Annotated in this window: 19 protein-coding genes and 1 pseudogene; 11 read left to right on the top strand and 9 right to left on the bottom strand. The window is 65.8% G+C overall.

What is annotated here, in order from left to right; all coding sequences use genetic code 11:
* Window positions 1–18 precede the first annotated feature (18 nt).
* The gene (locus QP164_RS13090) at window positions 19–870 is read left to right on the top strand and encodes a MipA/OmpV family protein (RefSeq protein ID WP_333923413.1); all 852 of its coding nucleotides are present in this window, start codon (window positions 19–21) and stop codon (window positions 868–870) included.
* 119 nt (window positions 871–989) lie between these two features.
* On the opposite strand, the gene QP164_RS13085 is transcribed toward QP164_RS13090, so the two are convergent.
* Window positions 990–1,946 (bottom strand): bifunctional methionine sulfoxide reductase B/A protein, encoded by a 957-nt coding sequence (locus QP164_RS13085; RefSeq protein WP_333923412.1) that lies wholly within the window; start codon window positions 1,944–1,946, stop codon window positions 990–992.
* Window positions 1,947–2,344: 398 nt separating this feature from the next.
* Between QP164_RS13085 and QP164_RS13080 the strand changes: the two genes are divergently transcribed.
* From QP164_RS13080 to QP164_RS13070, 3 genes are all read left to right on the top strand, one after another.
* Window positions 2,345–3,013: a cell wall hydrolase gene (locus QP164_RS13080; RefSeq protein WP_333923411.1), complete on the top strand. Its 669-nt coding sequence runs from the start codon at window positions 2,345–2,347 to the stop codon at window positions 3,011–3,013.
* 77 nt (window positions 3,014–3,090) lie between these two features.
* Window positions 3,091–3,657: a septal ring lytic transglycosylase RlpA family protein gene (locus tag QP164_RS13075; protein WP_333923410.1), complete on the top strand. Its 567-nt coding sequence runs from the start codon at window positions 3,091–3,093 to the stop codon at window positions 3,655–3,657.
* 355 nt (window positions 3,658–4,012) lie between these two features.
* Window positions 4,013–4,999, top strand: a complete 987-nt coding sequence (locus QP164_RS13070) for an AraC family transcriptional regulator (RefSeq protein WP_132736561.1) — start codon at window positions 4,013–4,015, stop codon at window positions 4,997–4,999.
* An 11-nt stretch (window positions 5,000–5,010) separates the two neighbouring features.
* Here the strand turns inward: QP164_RS13070 and QP164_RS13065 are convergent, their stop codons facing one another.
* The 8 genes from QP164_RS13065 to QP164_RS13030 form a co-directional block, all read right to left on the bottom strand.
* Window positions 5,011–5,775: a FliA/WhiG family RNA polymerase sigma factor gene (locus QP164_RS13065; protein ID WP_333923409.1), complete on the bottom strand. Its 765-nt coding sequence runs from the start codon at window positions 5,773–5,775 to the stop codon at window positions 5,011–5,013.
* The gene (gene flhA, locus QP164_RS13060) at window positions 5,772–7,832 is read right to left on the bottom strand and encodes a flagellar biosynthesis protein FlhA (protein ID WP_333923408.1); all 2,061 of its coding nucleotides are present in this window, start codon (window positions 7,830–7,832) and stop codon (window positions 5,772–5,774) included. Before flhA ends, QP164_RS13065 begins: the two co-directional genes overlap by 4 nt.
* A gap of 3 nt (window positions 7,833–7,835) precedes the next feature.
* Entirely contained in the window at window positions 7,836–8,681 is an 846-nt protein-coding gene (locus QP164_RS13055) for a lytic transglycosylase domain-containing protein (protein ID WP_333923407.1), read from the bottom strand.
* 244 nt (window positions 8,682–8,925) lie between these two features.
* Window positions 8,926–9,243, bottom strand: a complete 318-nt coding sequence (locus QP164_RS13050) for a flagellar protein FlgN (protein WP_121885744.1) — start codon at window positions 9,241–9,243, stop codon at window positions 8,926–8,928.
* Window positions 9,230–9,547: a flagellar biosynthesis anti-sigma factor FlgM gene (flgM, locus tag QP164_RS13045; protein ID WP_332754905.1), complete on the bottom strand. Its 318-nt coding sequence runs from the start codon at window positions 9,545–9,547 to the stop codon at window positions 9,230–9,232. Before flgM ends, QP164_RS13050 begins: the two co-directional genes overlap by 14 nt.
* Before the next feature lie 83 nt (window positions 9,548–9,630).
* Complete coding sequence (locus QP164_RS13040) at window positions 9,631–10,125, bottom strand: flagella basal body P-ring formation protein FlgA (RefSeq protein ID WP_333923406.1); 495 nt, start codon at window positions 10,123–10,125, stop codon at window positions 9,631–9,633.
* The gene (locus QP164_RS13035) at window positions 10,122–10,658 is read right to left on the bottom strand and encodes a hypothetical protein (protein ID WP_332754903.1); all 537 of its coding nucleotides are present in this window, start codon (window positions 10,656–10,658) and stop codon (window positions 10,122–10,124) included. The genes QP164_RS13040 and QP164_RS13035 overlap by 4 nt, the downstream gene beginning before the upstream one ends.
* Window positions 10,655–11,347 (bottom strand): motility protein A, encoded by a 693-nt coding sequence (locus QP164_RS13030; protein WP_443027442.1) that lies wholly within the window; start codon window positions 11,345–11,347, stop codon window positions 10,655–10,657. Before QP164_RS13030 ends, QP164_RS13035 begins: the two co-directional genes overlap by 4 nt.
* Before the next feature lie 590 nt (window positions 11,348–11,937).
* Here QP164_RS13030 and QP164_RS13025 point away from each other — a divergent pair.
* The 7 genes and pseudogenes from QP164_RS13025 to QP164_RS12995 all read left to right on the top strand — a co-directional run bounded on the left by QP164_RS13025 (window position 11,938) and on the right by QP164_RS12995 (window position 16,966).
* Window positions 11,938–12,300 (top strand): flagellar basal body rod protein FlgB, encoded by a 363-nt coding sequence (locus QP164_RS13025; RefSeq protein WP_333923405.1) that lies wholly within the window; start codon window positions 11,938–11,940, stop codon window positions 12,298–12,300.
* A 1-nt stretch (window position 12,301) separates the two neighbouring features.
* The gene (gene flgC / locus QP164_RS13020) at window positions 12,302–12,712 is read left to right on the top strand and encodes a flagellar basal body rod protein FlgC (RefSeq protein ID WP_056061586.1); all 411 of its coding nucleotides are present in this window, start codon (window positions 12,302–12,304) and stop codon (window positions 12,710–12,712) included.
* A 2-nt stretch (window positions 12,713–12,714) separates the two neighbouring features.
* Complete coding sequence (locus QP164_RS13015; RefSeq protein WP_132736538.1) at window positions 12,715–13,395, top strand: flagellar hook assembly protein FlgD; 681 nt, start codon at window positions 12,715–12,717, stop codon at window positions 13,393–13,395.
* A gap of 29 nt (window positions 13,396–13,424) precedes the next feature.
* Window positions 13,425–14,693, top strand: coding sequence for a flagellar hook protein FlgE (locus QP164_RS13010; RefSeq protein WP_132736535.1), 1,269 nt, complete (start codon window positions 13,425–13,427; stop codon window positions 14,691–14,693).
* Between the two features lie 24 nt (window positions 14,694–14,717).
* A pseudogene (gene flgF / locus QP164_RS13005) lies at window positions 14,718–15,469 on the top strand (flagellar basal-body rod protein FlgF).
* A gap of 13 nt (window positions 15,470–15,482) precedes the next feature.
* Window positions 15,483–16,271: a flagellar basal-body rod protein FlgG gene (gene flgG / locus QP164_RS13000; protein ID WP_132736530.1), complete on the top strand. Its 789-nt coding sequence runs from the start codon at window positions 15,483–15,485 to the stop codon at window positions 16,269–16,271.
* Between the two features lie 5 nt (window positions 16,272–16,276).
* Window positions 16,277–16,966: a flagellar basal body L-ring protein FlgH gene (locus QP164_RS12995; RefSeq protein ID WP_132736528.1), complete on the top strand. Its 690-nt coding sequence runs from the start codon at window positions 16,277–16,279 to the stop codon at window positions 16,964–16,966.
* Window positions 16,967–17,065: the final 99 nt, after the last annotated feature.

Below are 17,065 nucleotides of genomic sequence, written 5' to 3'. Positions count from 1 at the left end.
TGAACCAAGGACCTTCTCATGCCCTATATCCGAACTCTGTCGCTCATCCTCGGCAGCACATTGGCGGCGTTCACCACGCTACCCGCCCATGCGCAGGATGCACCCGCCGATCCGTACCGCGATACCGTGACCGTCGGTGTCGGGGTCGCGGCACTCCCCGATTACGAGGGCTCCAACGACTATCGGATCAGCCCGGCACCCGCCGCGATCGGGACGATCAAGGGCTATGGCTTCGTCCTGGCCGGCAACCAGCTGAGCGTCGACCTGATCAAGAACGCGCCGGGTCCGGTCTGGGACGTCCAGGCCGGACCGATCGCACAGCTCAATTTCAACCGTAGCGCCCTCGGCAGCATCGACGACCGCCGCGTGCGCGCACTCGGCAAGCTTGACGTCGCGGTCGAACTTGGCGGCTATGTCGGCCTCGGCAAGACCGGTGTACTGAGCAGCTCGTACGACACGCTGTCGGTGACGCTCGGCTATCGCCACGACGTCAGTGGGGTTCATGACAGCGGCATCTGGAGCCCCGGCATCACCTATGTCACGCCGCTGTCGCTCAAGGCCGCGATCGGCCTGTTCGCCTCCGCCGACATCGTCGAACGCGGCTATGCGCAGACCTATTACAGCGTGTCCGCAGCGCAGAGCGCGACGAGTGGACTCCCCGTCTACACGGCCAGCGGTGGCCTCAAGAACTGGACGCTCGGTGCGGTCGGCAGCTATTCGCTCACCGGCGACCTGCTGCATGGCGTCAAGCTGGTCGCAGGCGGCACTTATGGCCGCATGGCAGGCTCGATCGCGCACAGCCCGCTCGTCGCCATCGCCGGATCGCGCGACCAGTGGCTAGGGACGCTAGGGCTCGGCTATACGTTTTGAGGATATCAACCCGGTAGCCTTGGTGAACCCGTGACATGCGCTAACTGCGACGCGGACATCGCCATCCCCGGCAATCTTGACGCTGATCGCCATGCCGTCGCGAGGTGAACCGACGTGACTTAAGCCGCTTCGGCGCGGCGCGGCAGCTTCCAGTTCGGGCGGACGAAATGGCAGGTATAGCCATTCGGCTTGCGCTCGAGATAGTCCTGATGCTCGGGCTCGGCCTCCCAGAAATCGCCCACCGGCGCGAGTTCGGTCACGACCTTGCCGGGCCATAGCCCCGACGCCTCGACATCGGCGATCGTATCCTGCGCCACCGCCTTCTGGGCGTTATCGGTATAAAAGATCGCGGACCGGTAGCTGGCACCGCGATCATTGCCCTGCCGGTTGACCGTGGTTGGATCGTGGATCTGGAAGAAGAATTCGAGCAGAGTCCGAAAGTCGGTACGCGCCGGATCGAAGACGATCTCGATCGCCTCGGCATGGTTGCCGTGATGGCGATACGTCGCATTGGCGACCTCCCCGCCGGAATAGCCGACGCGCGTCGAGACGACACCGGGCAGCGCACGGATCAGATCCTGCATGCCCCAGAAGCATCCGCCGGCAAGAACCGCGCGCTCGGTTTTGGCCGGCACATCCTCGACCTGATCGAGATACGCGGCATAGCCTTTGGCGGCCATCTCGCCCCGCGGGACGAAACGCAGTGCCGCCGAATTGATGCAGTAGCGCAAGCCACCGCGACTGCGCGGGCCGTCCTTGAAGACATGGCCCAGATGACTGTCGCCATGCGCCGAGCGCACCTCGGTACGGGGGATCAGCATCGACCAGTCGCGCTTGGCCGTGACGTTGGCGGGCTCGATCGGTCGGGTGAAGCTGGGCCAGCCGCAACCGGATTCATATTTGTCGGTGCTGGCGAACAACGGCTCTCCCGACACGATGTCGACATAGATCCCCGCGTCCTTGACGTGCAGGAGCGCGCCGGAACCGGGGCGCTCGGTCGCGTTCTCCTGCGTAACGCGGTATTGTTCCGGCGTCAGCGCGGCGACGGCGTCTTCTGTCTTGCGATAGCTGGTCATGGCGGCACTCCGTTGACCAGGATGTGGTGTGCCGTGGCGGCGCTGTCGAGGTGCGGACGGCGACCGTGGGCAGCGGCGTTCGTCGAACCGGAGTCGTCATCGCCCCGGCGACCGGTTCGCGGTCCGGCCTCACGACAGCACCAAATTGACCCGTGTCGCGTCGAACCCTTGGGCTGCGGCGAAGCGGACCGGCGCGGTGCAATTAGCGAACACCATGGTCTGGGAAACGATCGAGCCACTGACGCCTCAGCCCTGGCCCGGCCCGGCCCGGCCCGGCACCGCGATCGTCGTCGAACAGTCGGGGTTCGGCGGCTTCAGCCCGTCCGAGACTCGCGCGATGACAGGCGCTCCATGGCTTCCCCGTTGGCCTGAACTCTCTTCCCCGGTACAGGGGCGGGATGACGAAGCGACGCGCGCAATCCTCGCACTCGCGGGCTCGGGGATCGCGGCACGGCGCGTCGTCGGAACAATGGCTGCTGTTGCTCGGGGTCGCGGTGGTGGCCGCGTCGATCTTCGGCACGTTGACCGACCTGCCCTGGCCCGCGGCGACGATCGATCTACGGCGTCCCCAACGCCTGACGATGGCGCAAGCCCGCGCGTCCAACGCACTGGTCCCGATTGCGGTGGAAAAGCGTCGTTCTGCGACGCGGTTCCGTTTCAAAGGTGGCCCTGCGGCACGCGAACAGGCGACCGAATGTCTCGCGACCGTGGCGCTGTACGAAGCCGGTGACGATCGTGACGGACAGCGCGCCGTGATCCAGGTCGTGCTCAACCGCGTCGGGGCGGCGGGCTTCCCCAAGACCGTCTGCGGCGTCGTGTACCAAGGCGCGAACCGCAAGACCGGGTGCCAGTTCTCGTTCTCCTGCGATGGCTCGCAAGTGCGCAGGCCCGAACATGACGGCTGGGAGCAGGCCAGACGCGCTGCGCGTCGCGCCCTGAGCGGGTATGTCTACGCGCCCGTCGGTCGGGCAACGCACTATCATACCGACTGGATGGTGCCCTATTGGCGCGCGTCGCTCGTCAAGGTCGCGACAGTCGATTCGCATATCTTCTATCAGCGGCGTTGATGGCCGGGGCACCGCATCGCCGCCGCGGTACTGTTCACACGCCCCGTTCCACACGCGCCGACCCGACGGGATCCGACATGCCGAAGCTTTCAAGATCCACGCTGTTCGTTGCAGGCTTGTCGTTCGCGATGACGGGATGCGCTGGCGGTACGTTCCGACCGGTCAGCGACAGCCCCGTCCGGCTGGGCGCGGCTTACCGCGTCAAGGGCACCACCTATGTGCCGGTCGTCGACCCGCACTACGACGTGCTCGGCTATGCCAGTTGGTACGGAACGGAGTCGGGCAACCGGACCGCAAGCGGTGAACGCTTTCGCGCGGATTGGATAACGGCGGCGCATACGACGCTGCCGCTGCCGACCTATGTTGAGGTGACCGCGCTTGATACCGGGCGACGCATCATCGTGCGGATCAACGATCGCGGTCCGTTTGTCGGCCGTGCGCGGATCATCGACCTTTCGCGCGGTGCCGCGGTCGGTCTCGGCGTGCGGTTGGCCGGTCCCGCCGCCGTGCGCGTGCGCCGCGTCGAACCGAGCGAGGCCGACCGCGAACGCCTGCGCAAGGGAAAATCCGCGCGTGCACTCCCGCCGATTTCCGAACGCGAGCGGCTCAACCTGCGATCGCAACTCACTGCCGCTGGCTTCTAAACCGGTTCGTCGCGCAGCGCTGCTCTATTATATCGGGAAAGCCTTTTCCGCGGCAGCACCGCGAGGTCAGGGCGGCACATGCAAGCAGTGGGGGCGGGGATATCGCGAAGGGTCAAGCGGTAGTATCGAAACGATAGCGTATCTAATCTTTCGCACCTGCCGCATAGAGGGGATCTACCGCGCTGAAGTCATGGTGATCCTCCTTCGTTGATGATCTCATGGAAGGTGGGGAAGTGCCGGATTTATCCAAAATCTTACCGGCAAGTGCCTGATCCGCGTGTTTTAATTGCCAGTCGCGTTGCACTGTGCGAACCGCGCACGATAAGGCACCACAATCTATGTTAAGGCCTGATGAATGAAGGCAGAACAATTTGGCGGCGGAACGCAGGCGCGGGGCCTGTCCGCATCGGCGTTGGACATGCCGGCCGGGCTTCACGTCCGCTATGCCGCGCCCGACCGGACGCTTGCCGAATGCATCACCGGCTACGCGATCTATGCGGCCGAAAGTCGCGACGCGATGGTCAACTGGTATCTGCCGTCGCCGCCGATGCTCTCGATCGTGCTCGATGCCGGCCCGATCACCGTATCGCTGGGCAATCATCGGTTCGGTCCGCTCGATCCCGTCAGTCTCTATGGACCGACCAGTCGTGCGTTCCGCACCGTGACGCATGGCGGGATCGCGGTGGGGATTGGTATCAGTGCGCTCGGCTGGGCGCGTATGACGCAGCGGCATGCCAGCGATTTTCACAATCGGATCGTCCCGGCGAGCACGCTGCTTGGGGCGGACTTCGTCGAACGGCTGCGCGAGGGGCTCGACGTGCTCGACGACGAAGCGTCGATCAAGCCGCTGCTCGACGACATGCTCGCGCCGCTGTTCGCGGTCCAGAATCCGCGTGAGCCGTTGATCCGCGCGTTCACCGCGCTGACGATCACCGATGGCGTGATCGAGATGAAGGATGTCGCCGATCGCCTGGGCGTGCCGACGCACGAACTGCGACGCGTGGCGACACGGTATTTCGGCATGCCACCCAAGATGTTGCTGCGCCGTGCGCGGTTCCTGCGATCGTTCATCGGCTTGATCCGGGACGAAGGGCTCGGCGATTATTCCAAGATCGACAGCAGCTATTTCGATGCATCGCACTTTCTGCGCGATTCCGGGACATTCCTCGGCACGACGCCGCGGCGCTTTCTTGCGGCGGAGACGATCTTCCTGCGTGCGAGCCTGCGCGCGCGATTGACGATTTTGGGTGCTCCCACCGCGACGCTTCACGACGGCATCCCGCGCACGCGCGTTTCCCATCCCCACCGCGATGACGACATGCGCGCCCAGCCCGAAATCTAACGCACCGGTCTTCAAACCGCGCGAGCTAGCGCCTTCTTCAATTTTGCGTGCGCCGATGCCTTGATCTGGCAGACGCGCGCCGAGCCGACGCCGAACACTTCACCGATCTCCTCGAGGTTGAGTTCCTCAACGTAATAGAGCTGGATCACTTGCGCTTCGCGTTCGGGGAGCGCGGTGATCGCCTTGATCAGGGCTTCGCGCAGGTCGCTGTCGGCAAGTTGCTCGAATGCATCCGGGGTATCGTCGGCGAACCAGGGGAGGTCGTCCGCATACATCTCGTCGATCGAGTCGAAGCGGATCGCGTCGGCGGTGACGTAGTCGGTGCGGAGTTTCTCGATCGTTATGCCGATATGCTCTGCGATCATGTCTTCTCCGGGAGCCTTGCCCGTGCGGGCGGTTAGCGTCGAGATCGCCTCGGCATATTGGCGGCGGCGGCGCATCGCGCCGCGCGTGCTCGTGGCCTGGCGGCGGAGTTCGTCGATCATGCTGCCGCGTAGGCGGGTGATGAGGTAGGTCTTGAACGGCATGCCACGCTCGTCGAAATTCGCGGCGGCCTCGACCAGCGCGACCAGGCCGACCTGGATCAGATCCTCGACCTCGACGCTGCTGCTCATGCTGCCGTGAACGTGCCAGGCGATCCGGCGGACCAGCGGGAGGTGCTGTTTCACCAACTGGTCGGCGTCGCCGCCGGGGCGTTGGTGTGGGCGGTAGGTGAGCGGCTGGCCTGTATAGGGCTGCGCATCGGCGAACGCGCCGCGCATCGGGAGCGCGCTCATGCCGCCAGCGCCTGCTGCGAGGCGCCGATGACCGCGACGACTTCGACCGCCTTCTCCTCGGGCACTTCGAAGAACGACATCACCGGCGTGTCGGGCAGGCATGTCCGCACGAGCTTGCGGATGGCGATGCGGATGGTCGGCTGGACGACCAGCGCGAACGGTTTCGCCTCGGCGATCAGCGGTTCGGCGGCGCGTTGCAGCGCCTCGACGATGCGGCGGCCGAGATCGGGTTCGATGACGTGGCGGCGCGATTGATCGGCGCGCATCGCCTGGCCGAGCAGACCTTCCAATTGACCCTCCAACGTCATGACGCGCAGCGGTTCGCGCACGCCGCACAGTTTCTGGATGATGAGCGCGCCGAGCTCGGGACGGATCGTCTCGATGATCTCCTCGGCGTCCTGCGTGCGCTGCGCCGCGACCGCGATCGCGCCGGCGATGCGACGGAATTCCTTGAGCGGGACGTTCTCCGCGAGCAGGCCTTTTAGCACCTGCGTCAGCGTCGTGATCGGCAGCGGTGCGAGTGCGGCGACCAGCTGCGCGGCGCGCTCCTTGAGACCATCGAGCAGCGCCTGCACTTCGTCCTGGCCGAGCAGGTCGGACGCGTTCTGGCCGAGCAGGTGGTTGAGATGCGTCGCCATCACGGTGCCGGGATCGACCACGAGATAGCCTGCACCGGTCGCGGCATCGGCATCGCCCGCGTCGACCCAGGTCGCGTCGAGCCCGAAGGTCGGATCCTTGACCTTCTTGCCGAACAGGTCGCCGAACGCCTGCCCGGTGTCGAGCGCGAGCATCTCGTCGGGCGACACGGTGTCCTCGCCGACGACGACGCCGTTGACGAGGATGCGGTAGACGTACGGCGCGAGGTTGATGTCGTCGCGGACGCGGACCTGCGGCACGACGAAGCCCAGTTCCTTCGACAGCTGGCGACGGACGCCGGTGATCCGCCCCATCAGCGGCGACCCGCGACGCTCGTCGGCGAGCGGCACCAGGCCGTAGCCGATGTCGAGGTTGACATGCATGCCGTCGGTGACTTCCTCCCAGCCGATCTTCGACTGGTCGATCGTCTCGACGGGGACGACCACGACGGGGGCAGGGCGGCGCTCGATCTGGCGCAGCTTCCACGCGGCGAACCCGGCGATTGCCGCCGCCGGCAGGATCACCATGTGCGGCATGCCGGGCAGGATGCCGAGTAGCGCGAGGATGACCGCGACCGGCGTCCAGGTGCGTGGGCTGCCGAACTGGCCGCCGATCTGGCCGGCAAGATCCTTATCGGAGGTGACGCGCGTGACGATCGAGGCGGCGGCGATCGAGAGCATCAGCGACGGCAGCTGCGCAACGAGCGCGTCGCCGATCGCGAGCAGGATGTAATTGTGCGCCGCATCGGCGATCGTCATGCCGTGGCTGACGGGGCCGAGGATCAGCCCGCCGATGATGTTGGCGGCGAGGATCAGCATGGCGGCGACCGCATCGCCCTTCACGAACTTCGACGAGCCGTCCATCGAGCCGTAGAAATCGGCTTCGGTCGAGACTTCGACGCGGCGCGCCTTGGCTTCGTCGGGCGTGATGAGGCCCGCGTTCAAGTCGGCATCGATCGCCATCTGCTTGCCGGGCAGCGCGTCGAGCGTGAAGCGCGCGCTGACTTCGGACACGCGACCGGCGCCCTTGGTAACGACGATCATGTTGATGATCATCAGGATCGCGAAGACGAAGATGCCGACGACGTAATCGCCGCCGATCAGGAACGTGCCGAACGCTTCGATGACATGGCCCGCCGCGCTCTCGCCCTCATGGCCGTGGACCAGCACGATGCGGGTCGAGGCGACGTTCAGGCCGAGGCGGAACAGCGTGGCGAACAGGAGGACGGTCGGGAAGGCGGAGAAATCGAGCGGCTTCTGCGCGTTCAAGGCGACCATCAGCACGGCGAGGCTGATCGCGATGTTCGCCACGAAGAAGATGTCGAGCATGAACGCCGGGATCGGCACGACCATGACGAGCACGAGCAGCAGAATCGCGAGCGGCAGGACCGACGCGCGAGCATTGGAGAGGATGCGGTTCATGGCTTAGCCGCCCAACCGTGCGAGCATCATGTAGGCGAGGCGCGCGGTGTCGGGCGTCGGGCGCAGGATGCTCGCGGCGGCCTGCGTCGTCTTGCCGGTGAACCTGCCCATCGCGGTAGTTGCCCAGGCCAGCGCGTCATCGGCGCTTTCGTTGTTGCCGGTGATGACCGTGCTGCCATTCATGTCGAGCGCCTGCGCGGCGTAGTTGGCGGGCGTCGCGGTCGCGCTTGCCCCGGCGGCGGCACCGCCGAGCTTGTCGGCAAACCGGTCGTAGATCGCCGACAGCGTACGTGGCTGGTTGTTCGAATCGTAGAAGACATTATGGTTCGCGCGCGCCGCGGCGGGGAAGAGCGCGGCGCCGCTCGCCTGCGGGTTGGCCTGCATCGTCTTGAGGAACTTGGTCGCGCCACCGAGACCCATGAAGTGCGCCATATACAGGTCGGTGCCCGACGCCGGGCGGTTCAGCGTGCCTTCGAGCGAGGCCTTGTTGTCCGAGGCGTATTCGGCGGCCATCAGCGAGGCGGCGTTGGGATCGTTGCGGAGTGCGAGGATCGCCGCCTTGGTGCCGGCGTCGCCGACCGAGAGGCGGCCGCTCGACGACTGGCCGATGCTGTTCGCGGCCCACGCCATGCCGTGCTCGGCGCCGTGCTTCTTGACGACGGAGAGCCAGCTCTGTTCGATGAACTGGTAGAGGCCGGAGGCGCTCGACGTGCCGGCCTTGGCGTTGGCGTTGAGCCCGCTCTCGAGCTTCGCCTGGCCCAGCAGATAGTCGAAATCCACGCCCGTCTTGCTGCTCGCAAGCGCGATCGCGGACTGGATACGGCCGGTAGTGATAGGATTGACGGTCATGCCCGTGTGCGGTGCCCCTGGTTCAAGGGATCCTCAGCAAGGGGCGTGCCAGTTTCGACTTTGGGGCTCTAATCTTAAGATCGGCGATACGGCGCTCTCTCGGAGCACCGTCCCCAAACTCCGTCACCCCAGCGAAAGCTGGGGTCTCCCGCTGCAAGGATGCGCCCTATCACGGGGATACCCCAGCTTTCGCTGGGGTGACGGACATTTGGGGGAAGGGGGCCCGTGTCAGACGGTCGCGATGTTACGCGTACGCTGCCCTAAGTCCCGGCCGGTACCCGGCAACGGCACCGTCGCCGGTCAGGGTTTGCAGGCGGCGGCGAACATTTGCCGCCATCAAATTGGTGTAGATCCGGCACGTCTCGTTGAGCCGGTTCGCCTCGTCGGCCAGCTCGCGGATCTCGGTGCCCGCAGGCCCGGTGCCGAGCAGCGCGACCTGTTCGATCCCGGCGAGCTTGTCCGCGGTCGCGCGCTCGAGGCTGGCGACGTCGTTCGACTTCAGCGCGGCGATCTCGGCATGCAGCGAGTCGATCACGCGGATCAGGGCTTCACGCCGCTTCATTGGAATTCCAGGCGAGGCTGAGCGCCATCAGCCGATCGGCGATGGTCGCGGGAAGGATGGGGAAGGTGCCGCTGGCGATCGCCTTCTTGATCTCGGCAACGCGCGTCGCGTTGATCGGCGGCGACGATGCCATCGTCCTGGCCAGTGCCAACGAGTCCGAGAGGACCGGGTTTTGCGCCTGTGCCGCGGCTTGCGGCGAGGGCTGTACCGGAGCCTGAACGGGCGTCGTCGGCGTCGCGGCGGCGACGCGCGCGACGGAGCGATCTCCTGCTACTGACGGCTTCGCACCGATCGAGTCCACCATGTCCGCATCCTCTGGTTTGCGCTGACATGAAAAGAAACGACCGCACCGCGAAAAGCTTTAGCAAAATTAATCTGTTCGAAAATTTAGTTCGACCAGCCGGGCAAAGTCGCGCGCCCCGCCTCCACGGCGATCGCCTGGACCGGCGTTCGCGTCGCGTCCACCTTGACCATGAAGCGCCCGCCGGGCGCGGCATCGCCCATCGCGACGCCTTCGCGGCTGATCGAGAAGCCCTCGGTGCCAGCCTCGATCACGATCGGATCGCCGCGCTTGATGACCGGCGCGGCCTTGGCCACGGGTACGAACGACGCGGCAATCGCGGCGGGAGCGTTTGCCGGCCGGATCACGGGCACGAAGATCCGCCATGATGGCCCTTCGCACGAGACGACAACCGCATCATGCTGTTCGGTACGCCACGACAGCGACACCGTCGGGCAGGTCGCGAGCCGCAGCCGGACATCGACGGGCGTGCGTGCGCCACCCTCGGCGCCGATCGGGCGCCCGGTAAACGCGGTGACCGAGCGATCGAGCGCGGCGGTATCCTGGAAGCTCGCGGCCATGAGCAGGAACGGGATGATCATTGCGGTGTCCTTCGAACTGGTCCCGTTTGGAGTTCGCCGACAAAGGCGACGGAGACGATCGCGGCGCGGCGGCCGGGTTTGGTGGCGGTGACGATCGCGACACGAGACGGCGCGACCGCGGCGAGCGCGGCGGCGACGGTGCGCGCGCGGTCGGCGGCGAGGATCGCGGCGCTACCGGTGACGCGATCGATATCGCCTGGCGTACCGTCGGTGGATCCGGTAACCGTGAGCATCACGCGGGGATCGCGTGCCGCTTCCCGCGCCCAGGCGACGAGCGCGCCGGGCGTGGTCGGCAAGATCGCCGAGCCGGGCGCGAAATCGAGGATCCCGGCGGCGGCGACAGGCATCGGCGCGGGCTCGGCATCGTTGGCGCCAAAGCCTTCGCGGATACCCTTTGCCAAATCCTTGCCGCCGATGTGCTGGGTCGCTTGCAGGAGCACGAGGAAGCCGACCAGCAACAAGGCGAGGTCGGCGAGCGTGATCAGCCAGAGCGGCTTGCCGGTCGGCGCATCAGGATAGTCGCTGGCGTTCATGCCACGGTAGCCAGGGTCGGTGCCAAGCTTGGCGCGACATAGCCCCGCGGCGTCTCGCGTTCGGCGAGCGCCAAGAGCGGCGCTTCGATGCGGGCGCGCTCGAACGCTTCGTTGCGTCCTTGCGCGCGCAGGCGGTTGGCGATCGGCATGAAGAGCAAATTGGCGAACAGCGCGCCGTACAACGTGGCGAGCAGCGCAACCGCCATCGCGCCACCGATCGCGCCGGGATCGCTCATCGTCGCGAACATCTCGGCCAGGCCGATCAGCGTGCCGATCATGCCCATCGCGGGGGCGACTTCGGCAGCGCCGGCCCAGACGTCGGCGGCGGCGACGTGGCGCTCGATGCGGGCACGGCGGCGGTGCTGGACGAGCGTCGAAACGTCTGTCGCCGAGGCTCCATCGACGATCGCGGCGATCGCGGCGGCGACGTCTGCATCGGCAATGACCGAGCGATCGAGCGCCATCACGCCGTGGCGCTTGGCGATCCGGGCGAGCGCGGTGATCTGCTGGAGCAGCGGGTCGGCATCGAACCGACCGCGGGCGAGCGTCGTGACCGCAACGAGCGCGCGGCCGAGATCGCGGAACGGGGTGCGGAGGATGACCGCCAGCGCGGTGCCGCCACCGACGATGGCGAGCGCTGCTGGGTCGAGAAGTTGGGCGAGCGTGATCATGTGCGTGGGGTGATGCAAGGGGTGTGCCGGATTGGGTTTGGGGCGTCTCCGTCATGCCGGACCGGTTCCGGCGGCTACCTACCGGGTAGGCGATGGCATCCAGTGTGCGGAGCAATGGACCCCGGATCAGGTCCGGGAGGAAAGAGCGGGTGGGACCTCTCAATCCCTCCACCAAAGCACCTCCCCGGCGAAGGCCGGGGCCCAATTGAGGGACGTCGCTCACTGAGCGCGCGCTTCGTTACTGCAACCTCTCCAATTGGGCCCCGGCCGTCGCCGGGGTGGTCGACCTGTTGGGATAGGTACCCGCGCGCCACTCCGGTGAAGGGTGTCGCAACCATCGCACGGCAGCACTCTTCTCCTTGTTCTCCCGCGAAGGCGGGAGCCCAGGCTGGATCCCCGCCTTCGCGGGGAAACATGATAGGGCGGGTGTCGGAGTTCGGTTTGCCGACTTGACCGATCCAACCGGCAACCGCCTTGCCGGCCATCCCTGCAACACCGGCAACCGCTTGCCGCTCGCCTTGCCGCCCGCTTGCCGTCACCCGGCAAACCGCCATCCGCCACCCTCGCACCAAAAACTGGCACGGCCATTGCTTATGTCCGGTTGCGCAATGGTTGCGCCGGGAGACGGGCTTGTGTCAGGCGACACGCTTTTCGGGGTTCATGGGGCGGCACTCGAGGTGCGCTCGCAGCGCATGGGTGTGCTGGCGTCGAACATCGCCAACGCGTCGACGCCCGGCTTTAAGGCGCGCGACATCGATTTCCAGTCGGCGCTCGCGTCGGTCGAGAATGAGGGCAGCACCAGCGCCGCGACCAAATACCGCGTGCCGACGCAGACCTCGATGGATGGCAACACCGTCGAGCTGAGCCAGGAGCAGACCGCGTTCGCCGAGAACGCCGTCCAGTATCAGACGACCCTGTCGTTTCTGAACGGGCGGATCGGCCAGATTACGCGCGCGCTGAAGGGGGAATAAGATGTCCAATCAGCCCATGACGATTTTTCAGGTCGCCGGCCGCGCGATGTCCGCGCAGCTCGTCCGGATGAACACCACCGCGTCGAACCTCGCCAATGCCGGCGGCACCACCGGCTCGGCGGAGACCGCGTACAAGACGATGAAGCCGGTGTTCCGCACCAGCTTCGATGCGGCCAGCGGCATGTCCACGGTCGACGTCGAGCGCGTCGTCACCGCCGGTGAAGCGCCGACCAAGCGCTACGACCCTGACAATCCGATGGCCGATAAGGATGGCAACATCTTCGAGGCGGCAGTCGATGAAACCCGCGAGATGGTCGACATGATGGAGACCGCCCGCAGCTACCAGAACAACATCGAAGTGATGAACACCGCGAAGTCGCTCATCATCGATACCCTCAAGCTAGGCCGCTGATCATGGCAACTTCCTTCGATTCCACGCTGAACGGTCTGGGCATCACGCGCACCTCGACGACCGCCACTACAAGCACCGCGGCCAGTGCATCGACGCTGAATCAGAACGACTTTCTCAAGCTGATGACCGCGCAGATGCAGAATCAGGACCCGTTCAATCCGGTCGACAACACGCAGATGGTCGCACAGATGGCGCAGTTCTCTTCGCTCGCCGGCATCTCCGAGATGAACACGACGATGAAGGCGATCTCCGACAAGCTCGGCGCGACCAGCACCAGCGATGCGCTCGCCTATGTCGGCAAGACCGTGCTGACCGAAGGGTCGACGGCCTATGGACGCAGCTCTGGCGGGATTGCGGGATCGGTCGAACTCGGCGGTGCGGCAACCGGCGTCAACGTCACGATCAGCGATGCCAACGGTGTCGCGATCAAGACGATGCAGCTTGGCGCGCAAGCCAAGGGCACGGTCGGCTATGACTGGGACGGCAAGGACAGCGCCGGGGCCGACGCCGGCAGCGGCCCGTTCAAGGTCAGCATCAACGCGCAGAACGACGGCACCGCGGTCGCCGCGACCAGCCTGGTCTGGGCGCCCGTCCAGTCGGTCTCGACCACCACCGGTTCCGCCATCCTCACCCTTCCCGGGATCGGCGAAGTGCCGGTCAGCGCCGTCCGCCAGATCGGCTGACCGCACCCTAATTCAACGGAGTCAAACGCATGTCCTTCTACACTTCGCTTTCCGGTCTCCAGGCATCGCAGACCGAGATGTCGACGATCTCGCACAATCTGGCGAACGTCTCGACCAACGGCTTCAAGAAGAGCCGCACCGATTTCGCCGACGTGATCGCGTCGAGCGTCTCGGTCGCGCCGTCGCAGCAGATCGGCTCGGGCGTCATGGTCAAGGGCAACCGCCAGCAGTTCGCGCAAGGCAATCTGATCCAGTCGTCGAACGCGCTTGATCTTGCCGTGTCGGGTGACGGGTTCTTCGTGGTGAAGCCCGACAGCGCGTCGTCGCAGGTCAACTTCACCCGCAACGGCGGCTTTCTGGTCGACGCCAACCGCTTCGTCGTCGATTCGAGCGGCAGCCATCTTCAGGTATATCCGGTGGATGGGTCGGGTTCGGTCGTCGCGACCGGTCTCAATTCCGCGGTCAGCCTGCAGCTGCCGGAAACGAGCGGCACCGCAGCGCCGACCAAAGCCGTCGCGCTCAGCGTCAATCTCAATTCGAGCGCGACCGTGCCGACGACTGCGACCTTCGATCGCTTCGATCCGTCGAGCTACAACCAGTCGGCGCAGACCACGGTCTATGACGCGTCGGGCAATGCGATGACGCTCACCAATTATTTCAAGCGCACGTCGTCGCCGACCGCGGACAATCCGAACAGCAGCTGGGAAGTCCATAGCTTCGTCGGCGACAAGGAGCTGACGTCGGGCGGCAATGCCGGCACGACGATGACGTTCGACTCCGCGGGCAAGATGACCGCACCGACCGGCCCGATCACGTATGACGAGTTCACCACCGCCGGTTCGGCCACGCCGCAGAACATCGCGTTCACGTTCGGCGCGGATACGACGCAGAAAGCCAGCGCGTTCAACGTCACGTCGCGGACGCAGGACGGCAAGGCGGTCGGTCAGATCCAGGGCGTGACGATCGACGAGAAGGGGATCGTCAAGGCGAGCTTCTCGAACGGCGATACGCAGGCGCTGGGTCAGGTGATGCTCGCCAATTTCTCGAACCCGGAAGGGTTGCGGCAGATCGGCAACAGCAACTGGTCGTCGACCGGCGTGTCGGGCGAGGCGAAGCTGGGGTCGGCGGGCGCCAATGGGTTCGGCAATCTGATGTCGGGAACGATCGAGCGATCGAACGTCGATATCACCGAGGAACTGGTCGACCTGATCGCGGCGCAGCGCAATTTCCAGGCGAACTCGAAGGCCTTGGATACCGCCAGCCAGATCTCGCAGACCATCTTCAACATCCGCAGCTAAGCAAGCGCGCGCAGGGGACCCTGAATGGACAAGCTGGTCTACACCGCGGCGACGGGCCTGCGCGCGCACATGGCGGCGCAGGCAGCGATCGCCAACAACATGGCGAACGCGTCGACCACCGGATTCCGCGCCGACCGCGTGGTGTTCGACCGGTTGAACCTGAAGGGCGATGGCACCACGATCGAGGCGCGCGCGCCGACCTCGGAAGAGGTGACCGACGCGGACCGCGCACCCGGTGCGATCCAGCTGACCGGGCGTCCGCTCGACGTTGCGATCACCGGCACCACCGCATGGCTCGCGGTGCAGGCGTCGGATGGGTCGGAGGCGTACACCCGCCGCGGCGATCTCGAGGTGGCGCCATCGGGCGTGCTCCAGACCGGCGACGGGCACCCGGTGATCGGCTCGGGGGGCCGATCACGCTGCCACCCTATCAGTCGCTGACGATCGCCGGCGACGGGACGATCTCGATCGTGCCGCAGGGGGGCGACGCGAAGAACCCGCAGGTCATCGACAAGCTCAAGCTCGCCGACACCAAGGGGTCGGACACCGTCAAGGGCCTCGACAACCTGCTGCGCGTGAAGGGCGGCGGCACGCTGCCCGAGGATCTCGACGCGAAGGTGCAGGGCGGCGCGATCGAGGGATCGAACGTCAACATGACCCAGGCGCTGGTCGACATGATCGAGAACCAGCGCAGCTACGAAGTCCAGGCGAACATGATGAAGAACGCCAAGGACATGGATGAGAGCGGTGCATCGCTGATGCGCCTGCCGAGCTAGAAGGAACCGACGAATGTCATCCGCAGCCATGCATATCGCGCGCACCGGGCTCGACGCCCAGGACATGCGCATGCGCGTCATCTCGAACAATCTCGCCAACGTGAACACCACCGGCTTCAAGAAGGACCGCGCGGCGTTCGAAACGCTCGCCTACCAGACCGTCACGACGCCGGGTGCGCAGAGCACGTCCGAGACCAAATATGCGACCGGGCTCAATCTCGGCACCGGCGTCAAGATCCAGGGCACCGCGCGCGTCGATACGCAGGGCGCGATGCAGACAACCGGCAACAGCCTCGATCTCGCGCTCGACGGCGATGGCTATTTCCAGGTGCAGATGCCCGGCGGTACGCTCGGCTATACGCGTTCGGGCAATTTCTCGCGTTCGGCCGAGGGCTTGCTGGTCACCAGCGAAGGCTATCAGGTGCAGCCCGGAATCACCGTGCCCGAGGGTACGACCGCGATCACGATCGGCTCCGACGGGACCGTGTCGGCGACCATCCCCGGCCAGACCGAAGCATCGCAGCTCGGCCAGATCCAGGTCGCGAACTTCCCCAACGGCGCAGGCCTGCAAGCGACCGGCGATAATTATCTCGTCGAGACCGCCGCTAGCGGCGCGGCCAATGTCGGCGTCGCGGGCCAGGATGGTCGCGGCAATATCAAGCAGGGGATGCTTGAGGCGTCGAACGTCAACGTCGTCGAGGAGCTGGTCGACATGATCGAGACGCAGCGCGCGTACGAGGTCAATTCGAAGATGATCTCGGCGACCGACGACATGCTCAAATACATCAACCAGAACATCTGATCGTGATGCGCAACGCTCAAATCGTCGTGCTGGTCGGCACGCTCGTCATCGCCGGACTTGGTGCCTCCCCGGTGGACGCCAGCCTGTTCGGCAAAAAGGCTCCGCCCGAGGATTTTTCGGTGGCACGGCCCTTGCCGGTCCAGCCGGTGCCGGTCGTCGCGACCGGATCGATCTTCCAGGCGCAGGACGGCTATGCCGCGCTGTACGAAGGCTGGCGCGCGCGCAAAGTCGGCGATCCGCTGACGATCGTGCTGGTCGAGCGGACCGCCGCATCGAAGTCGTCGGGTTCGAAGCTCGACAGCAATGGCTCGGGCAGCATCACACCGCCCACTACCGGCGCGCTCAATCTGTTCAGCAAGACCGATGCGACGATCAGCGGCGGGCGCAGCTTCAATGGCACCGGCGCCGCCGACCAGGCGAACTCGCTGTCGGGCGAAGTCAGCGTGACGGTCGCCGAGGTCTATCCGAACGGCACGATGCTGGTGCAGGGCCAGAAGCGCGTCACGCTCAACCGCGGCGACGAGTTCCTGAAGATCAAGGGCCTCGTCCGCACCGCCGACGTCGATGCGAACAACCGCGTGCTGTCGACCCGCGTCGCCGACGCGCAGATCTCGTACACCGGCAAGGGCGACGTCGCCCGCGCCGGCCGCCAGGGGTGGCTCGGCCGCTTCTTCTCCGTCGTCAGCCCATTCTAATGCGTCTCCCCCAGCCGTTCGTCCTGAGTAGAGACCGAGTAGTGCCGAAGGCGCGTATCGAGGGCTCGTATCGAAGGACAGGTTGGCGCGCGGAACTCA

Source organism: Sphingomonas sp. LR59 (assembly GCF_036855945.1).
Taxonomy (GTDB): Bacteria; Pseudomonadota; Alphaproteobacteria; order Sphingomonadales; family Sphingomonadaceae; genus Sphingomonas.
This window is presented reverse-complemented; position numbering and strand designations above follow the sequence as displayed.

Excerpts from the sequence above, each read along its gene's own strand:
- QP164_RS13010 (WP_132736535.1), top strand. The coding sequence starts at position 13,425 with ATGTCCTTCTACACTTCGCTTTCCGGTCTCCAGGCATCGCAGACCGAG.
- QP164_RS13090 (WP_333923413.1), top strand. The coding sequence starts at position 19 with ATGCCCTATATCCGAACTCTGTCGCTCATCCTCGGCAGCACATTGGCG.
- flgM (WP_332754905.1), bottom strand. The coding sequence starts at position 9,547 with ATGGTGGACTCGATCGGTGCGAAGCCGTCAGTAGCAGGAGATCGCTCC.
- QP164_RS13080 (WP_333923411.1), top strand. The coding sequence starts at position 2,345 with ATGACGAAGCGACGCGCGCAATCCTCGCACTCGCGGGCTCGGGGATCG.
- QP164_RS12995 (WP_132736528.1), top strand. The coding sequence starts at position 16,277 with ATGCGCAACGCTCAAATCGTCGTGCTGGTCGGCACGCTCGTCATCGCC.
- QP164_RS13075 (WP_333923410.1), top strand. The coding sequence starts at position 3,091 with ATGCCGAAGCTTTCAAGATCCACGCTGTTCGTTGCAGGCTTGTCGTTC.
- QP164_RS13085 (WP_333923412.1), bottom strand. The coding sequence starts at position 1,946 with ATGACCAGCTATCGCAAGACAGAAGACGCCGTCGCCGCGCTGACGCCG.
- QP164_RS13065 (WP_333923409.1), bottom strand. The coding sequence starts at position 5,775 with ATGAGCGCGCTCCCGATGCGCGGCGCGTTCGCCGATGCGCAGCCCTAT.
- flgC (WP_056061586.1), top strand. The coding sequence starts at position 12,302 with ATGTCCAATCAGCCCATGACGATTTTTCAGGTCGCCGGCCGCGCGATG.
- QP164_RS13015 (WP_132736538.1), top strand. The coding sequence starts at position 12,715 with ATGGCAACTTCCTTCGATTCCACGCTGAACGGTCTGGGCATCACGCGC.
- flhA (WP_333923408.1), bottom strand. The coding sequence starts at position 7,832 with ATGAACCGCATCCTCTCCAATGCTCGCGCGTCGGTCCTGCCGCTCGCG.
- QP164_RS13055 (WP_333923407.1), bottom strand. The coding sequence starts at position 8,681 with ATGACCGTCAATCCTATCACTACCGGCCGTATCCAGTCCGCGATCGCG.
- QP164_RS13035 (WP_332754903.1), bottom strand. The coding sequence starts at position 10,658 with ATGAACGCCAGCGACTATCCTGATGCGCCGACCGGCAAGCCGCTCTGG.
- flgG (WP_132736530.1), top strand. The coding sequence starts at position 15,483 with ATGTCATCCGCAGCCATGCATATCGCGCGCACCGGGCTCGACGCCCAG.
- QP164_RS13050 (WP_121885744.1), bottom strand. The coding sequence starts at position 9,243 with ATGAAGCGGCGTGAAGCCCTGATCCGCGTGATCGACTCGCTGCATGCC.
- QP164_RS13070 (WP_132736561.1), top strand. The coding sequence starts at position 4,013 with ATGAAGGCAGAACAATTTGGCGGCGGAACGCAGGCGCGGGGCCTGTCC.
- QP164_RS13040 (WP_333923406.1), bottom strand. The coding sequence starts at position 10,125 with ATGATCATCCCGTTCCTGCTCATGGCCGCGAGCTTCCAGGATACCGCC.
- QP164_RS13025 (WP_333923405.1), top strand. The coding sequence starts at position 11,938 with ATGGTTGCGCCGGGAGACGGGCTTGTGTCAGGCGACACGCTTTTCGGG.